7 protein-coding genes are annotated in these 5440 nt (G+C 43.1%); 3 read left to right on the top strand and 4 right to left on the bottom strand.

Annotation, left to right across the window (positions count from 1 at the left end):
• The coding region (locus ACKI5B_RS10640; RefSeq protein ID WP_407428562.1) for a LysR family transcriptional regulator at positions 1 to 749 on the bottom strand (749 nt) is incomplete at its 3' end.
• 108 nt (positions 750 to 857) lie between these two features.
• Between ACKI5B_RS10640 and ACKI5B_RS10645 the strand changes: the two genes are divergently transcribed.
• The 3 genes from ACKI5B_RS10645 to ACKI5B_RS10655 all read left to right on the top strand — a co-directional run bounded on the left by ACKI5B_RS10645 (position 858) and on the right by ACKI5B_RS10655 (position 2846).
• On the top strand, positions 858 to 1055 hold the full coding sequence (locus tag ACKI5B_RS10645; RefSeq protein WP_407428564.1) for an ACGX-repeat peptide: 198 nt from the start codon (positions 858 to 860) through the stop codon (positions 1053 to 1055).
• A 17-nt stretch (positions 1056 to 1072) separates the two neighbouring features.
• Positions 1073 to 2161 (top strand): radical SAM/SPASM domain protein, ACGX system, encoded by a 1089-nt coding sequence (gene acgM, locus ACKI5B_RS10650; RefSeq protein WP_407428566.1) that lies wholly within the window; start codon positions 1073 to 1075, stop codon positions 2159 to 2161.
• 109 nt (positions 2162 to 2270) lie between these two features.
• Positions 2271 to 2846, top strand: a complete 576-nt coding sequence (locus tag ACKI5B_RS10655; RefSeq protein ID WP_407428568.1) for a nitroreductase family protein — start codon at positions 2271 to 2273, stop codon at positions 2844 to 2846.
• On the opposite strand, the gene ACKI5B_RS10660 is transcribed toward ACKI5B_RS10655, so the two are convergent.
• From ACKI5B_RS10660 to ACKI5B_RS10670, 3 genes are read right to left on the bottom strand one after another with little or no spacing between them, the layout of a single operon-like run.
• Positions 2843 to 3697 carry a patatin-like phospholipase family protein gene (locus ACKI5B_RS10660; protein WP_407428570.1) on the bottom strand — a complete coding sequence of 285 codons (855 nt, stop codon included), beginning with the start codon at positions 3695 to 3697 and terminating at the stop codon, positions 2843 to 2845. The genes ACKI5B_RS10655 and ACKI5B_RS10660 overlap by 4 nt on opposite strands.
• A gap of 28 nt (positions 3698 to 3725) precedes the next feature.
• Positions 3726 to 4385, bottom strand: a complete 660-nt coding sequence (locus ACKI5B_RS10665; RefSeq protein WP_407428572.1) for an MmcQ/YjbR family DNA-binding protein — start codon at positions 4383 to 4385, stop codon at positions 3726 to 3728.
• On the bottom strand, positions 4386 to 5285 hold the full coding sequence (locus ACKI5B_RS10670; RefSeq protein ID WP_407428574.1) for a DMT family transporter: 900 nt from the start codon (positions 5283 to 5285) through the stop codon (positions 4386 to 4388).
• Positions 5286 to 5440 lie beyond the last annotated feature (155 nt).

The raw sequence follows: 5440 nt of genomic DNA on the forward strand, positions 1-5440 counted from the left end.
GGAACAAAGGCAAATCCGAATCCTGCTTTTACAAGACCGTAAACTTCAGAAGCAAAAGAACACAGAATATTATCAAGCTTTTCGTTCACGGGAAGAATGTGGCTTCCCTTGGAAAAGACATTTTTCAAAAGATACGGCGGAATCTGTACGACCTGAGGATATTCCCACAGCATTTCCTGAGAGATTTCGGTGAGTTTCATTTTCTTAGCTTTCTTCAATACCGGATGATTTTTTGGGAACGCAATTACAAAGCCGTCCATGTGAAGCGTTTTAAAATCTATGGAATCATCCTTAAACCTTGAATCTTTAATTCCGACTACAATATCAGCCTGCCCGTGAACAAGCCTGTTTAAGTTTGTATCGGTCTGGTCAACGATGAAAGACGGCATAAGTTTTTCAAAATTGTTTTTGATTTCACCAAGCACTTTAGTTATGAAAGGAAGACTGTGCGAATCCATATAACCGATTCTAAGGCTGCTTTTGCTTTTGGAATGAAACGATGAAATCCAGTCTTTTGCGTGATAGTACGACTGCAAAATGGAATTAGCCTCGGGTAAAAACTGCCGGCCTACATCTGTAAGCGAGACGGAGCGGGTAGTGCGGATAAAAAGCTTGGCCGAAAGTTCAGATTCCAGAGACTGAATCTCCTTTGTGACAGCCGGTTGTGTTAGATATACCTGTTCAGCGGTTTTCGCAAAGTTCAGTGTTGAGGCAAGGCTTACAAAACATTCAAGTTGCGTTGTGTTCATTTGTATTTTCCAATTATTCCGAAGAGTTATCAATTATAATAATAATTCATTTCACAAATTGCTTCCAGTCATTTATATTACAACTATCAATTACAAGGAGGTGCAAATATGGCACTTAAGAATCTTTCAGATTGGAATGTAAAAATGGCTCAGGCTGATGAAGGCTCAGCTTGTGGAACAGCATGTGGTGCTAGCGAACCAGAGAAAAAGCCTGCTGCCTGTGGTTCGGCTTGTGGTGCTGGTGAACCTGCAGAACCAGAAAAGAAACCTGCCGCGTGCGGTTCAGCATGTGGCGCTGGTAAGTAAGAATTAGGAGGCCGGCTATGCAGTATTTTGCTTTCCAATGGCATATTACAGATGAGTGCGATCAGAGATGTAAGCACTGTTACATCTTCGCAGAAGGACACCCTGCTCTTGTTTCAATGAACTGGGAGCAGATGAAGCATGTATTTTTTAATGCACTGGAATTCTGCCAGAAGTTTAACCGGCTTCCTTATTTTTACATCACAGGCGGAGATCCGATTCTTCATCCTCATTTCTGGGATTTGCTGGAGCTCTGCCATGAACACAGCGTTCCTTTTACCCTGATGGGAAATCCTTTTCATTTGAACGCTGAAAATTTGCAGCGTATGAGAAATCTGGGGTGTGACAAATATCAGATGAGTATTGACGGTCTTGAAAAAACACACGACTGGTTCAGAAAACCGGGAAGTTTCAAGACAACGCTCGAAAAAATCCGCCTGATTAATGAAGCAAAAGATGCCGACGGGGGACCGATTACAAGCGTAATTATGACTACCGTGAGCGGCACCAACATAGACGAGATTCCAGATGTGATTGACGAAGTTGTAAAAGCCGGAGCACAGGTGTACGCTTTTGCGCGTTATGTACCCACAAGTGACGGCAAGGGAAACGAAAAAAGCGACTGGTACATTTCGCCTGAACGTTACCGGGATTTTCTGGAGGTTGTAGACAAAAAATACCGTGCATACGAAGAAGCCGGATGCAAGACATATTTCAACCGAAAAGACCATCTCTGGACACTTTTTGATTATGAACACGGCCGCTTTACAATTCCGAGCGATGCCGAAAAAGGATTAGAGCGTCAGCTCGTCATTTACGGCGGCTGCAACTGCGGAAACTGCCACATCACTATTTTACCGACAGGAGACATTTATGCCTGCCGCCGTGTCGCAAACAGCAAAGTTGGGAACGTATTTACCGACCGGCTTAGTGAAGTATGGCTGAATCAGAAAATGGAAAGCTTCCGTGACTACGATAAATTCAGCAAGTGCGCAAAGTGCGAGCTTTTACCGTATTGCCGCGGCTGCCCTGCAGTAGCAGCTGGAAGTAATGGCGGGAATTTCTATGCAGCAGATCCTCAGTGCTGGAAGAAAATTGAAATGCGTTAGGGATACGGAAGGCGCGAAGCGTTACCGCAGGTAATGGAGCGATAGCGGAACCTGTAGTAGCCCGACCCGCCGAAGGCGGGGAACGCCCAAATTAAGGAGAAAACTTATCATGTTAATGGACATTATTAAAGCAAGACATTCAATAAGAAAATACACTTCCGAGCAGATAAGTCTGGAAGATTTAGATAAAATACTTGAAGCAGGAAACTTTGCACCGAATGCAGGCGGCGGGCAGAGAAGCATGATGGTTGCAGTTCATAACAGTGAGTTTGCGGCACATCTTGGAAGAATGAACCTTGCAAAATTCAACCGCTCAAACTTAAGCGGAAGCTATGTTTCAGCTGAACAGCCGAGTGTGATAGACGACCCGACAATGAAAAACGGATTTTATGGTGCACCAACCGTTGTGTGCATATTCTGCCAGGACAATTTTCTTTTTAAGACTGCCGATGCATTCTGTATAGCCGAAAATATGATTTTACAGGCAACTGAGCTTGGAATTTCTTCATGCATAATTTCCCGGGGAGAAGAAACTTTTGACAGTGAAGAAGGATATAAGCTTATGAGAGAGTGGGGTGTACCTGAAAATTACAGCTGTCAGTGTTTTGTGATTTTAGGTTATATTGACGGTCCTCAGCCTGCAAGCAAACCCCGCAGGGCAAACCGTGTTGTAGTGGTGCATTAATTCAGGAAGTTTTTAATCTCCTCAAGCTTAGATTGTGCAATACGTCGGCCTTCGTTATATACTCTGTCTAATTCATCAGGATTGTTTTCTGTCCTGCTGATGCCTAAATCCTTTTCCGGGCAGATAACAAAAGCGGTGCCTTTTTCTTCCTGGCTGAACACATATTCTTTTTCCTGATTATAAACAATGTGTCTTTGCTTCATAGCTTCGACCAGAGCCGGATATTTTCGTAAAGCAATTTTCATCAGACCAATCAGTTTATTCGGTGATTTTGTAAAATCTTTTGGCTGGGTCAGAATTACCAGGTTCTTTTTATAGCCGATTTCTTCAAAATATTTCAGAGGAATTGAATCTGTCATGCCACCGTCTAAAAGCTTATAGCCGTCAATTTCCACAACTTTTGAAGCAAGCGGCATACTGGCACTGGCGCGCATCCAGGTTAAATCATTTTTATCGCAGGTTTCAAGTTCCTTGTAAATGGGCTTTCCGGTTTCACAATCAGAAACAACGCAATAGAACTTCATCGGGTTAGCTCTGTAAGTTGCAGTATCATAAATATCAAGCTGATTCGGAAGCGTATCATAACAAAACTCAGCTCCATATAAATCACCGGTTGTTATAAGCGAACGAAGTGAACAGTATCTCCAGTCCTTGCAGAAGCGTTTATTATATCTTATGGCGCGACCAATCTGTTTTGACTTAAAATTACAGCCAAAGGTGGCTCCGGCAGAAACCCCGATAGCTCCGTCAAACTCAATGCCGTTTTCCATAAGAACATCAAGGACGCCTGCCGTAAACATACCGCGCATAGCGCCGCCTTCCATTACAAGTCCTGTTTTTTCAGATGCCATTTTTAATTCCTTATCTTTCTATCTATGATTATCGGTTCACCAGCTCCCAGCTTTTCTGCGTAAACTCGCACAGTTTTTCAAAATCGGTGGCTGCGGTGAGAAGAACGGTAATCCAGTGTTTTTTGTTCATGTGCCAGGCAGGGAAGATTGATTTTTTGTCGATGAGGTTCGGGATTTCTGCCTGGTCGGCTTTCATGTTTACTACCCAGACTTCTTCGTCGCCTGTGAGACCTATCTGTTTATACTTCACCTTCATTATAAGTGCAAACCATTTTTCGTTCGGGCAGCGGAAAACGCAGTAGTCGGGAGTGTCCGGCCACGGAAAATCAGGCTCAGCTCCAAACTGAGTTTTAATCCAGGAAATGTAATCATCTTTCAAATCGTTGGTTTCAAAACACTTTGTACGGATTTCTTCGATAATATTTTGAACTTCTTCGCGCAATGATGCGACAAAAGCGCCGTGTGAAGAAGTCATATCAAAGAGTGCATATTTTTCGCCGGTTGCCGTATCAAAAAGGTGAACGGTGAGAGTCTGTTCTTTGAGTGATAAAGTGATGTCCGCTTTGAAAGCTCCGCCGGAAACAGCCTTACTCATTGTGTAAGTTGCACCATCGCTTGTAGTAAAACCCGTTGCTTCCAGAGAATCCTTTTTAATTTTAGCTGAACGGAAAATGTAACTGTAGTCCATCTATGAAATATCCTTTTTTGATTTCACGTTCAATATAACGACCGCTGAAAGCACCAGCAGAATTCCAGCTGCAGAAAGAATGTTAAGTCCTTCGCTAAAGCATACAATTCCTATAATAGTTGCAACCACAGGTTCAAGAGTTGCAATGATACCGGCTTTACTTGCTTCAACTGTCTTGAGTCCCAGCGTGTACGTCAAAAAAGGGATTACAGCTGTTATCAAAGCGGTCAGTAAACAAAACCCCAAAAGAAGAGGGAGATTTCCTGACGCCTGAAACTTTGAAATCATTTCTGCAGGGCGGTTTATAAACCACGAACCAATTGCTGCAAAAATAAATGTGTATGTTGTTACTGTATAAGGCGAGTAGCGTCGGAGTGCGACAGTTCCTAAAATGCTGTAAAGACCGTATCCCAGACCTGAGCCAAGTCCAAGCAGTAGCCCCATCATTGTAATCCCGTCTCCTGAAATTCCAGAAACCAGAACACAGCCTGCAAAAGCCAGCGCAAGAGCAATCAGTTTTTTTGCGTTCAGTTTTTCATGGAAGATAATTGCCGACATCAGCATAATCCAGATAGGCGAGGTGTACAAAAGAATTGCAGCCGTAGAAAGCGGCATAATCGTAATTGCAGAAAAATAGCAGATGGTGAAGAACAAAATGCTTCCAAGTCCTAATCCCAGAAAAAGCGGAATATCGCGGAGTGCTATCTTAAAGCCTGAGCGGTCAATAAATATCTGTATAATTGAGAAAAGCACAGCGGCCAGTGTGAGGCGTATAGAAACAATCTGAATTGCAGTAAAGCCGTAAGCTTCAAGGTGACGTACAAAAATACCCATGCTGCCCCAGAAACAGGCTGCGATAATTATAAGGATTGGACCGAAATTTGTTTTATGATTTTTCATTGCTGAATACCTCACGACTCGTTCACCAGTTTTCCTGTCATGTGTTCAATTTCCAGTTCCAGGCACTGAACTCGTGGCAGGGCGTTTTTAAGTTCTTTTTCCAGGTATTCTTCGTCATCTGTAAACTTCTGAACCAGCTTTGTGCAGATTTTACG

Source organism: Treponema sp., assembly GCF_045657965.1.
Classification (GTDB): domain Bacteria; phylum Spirochaetota; class Spirochaetia; order Treponematales; family Treponemataceae; genus Treponema_D.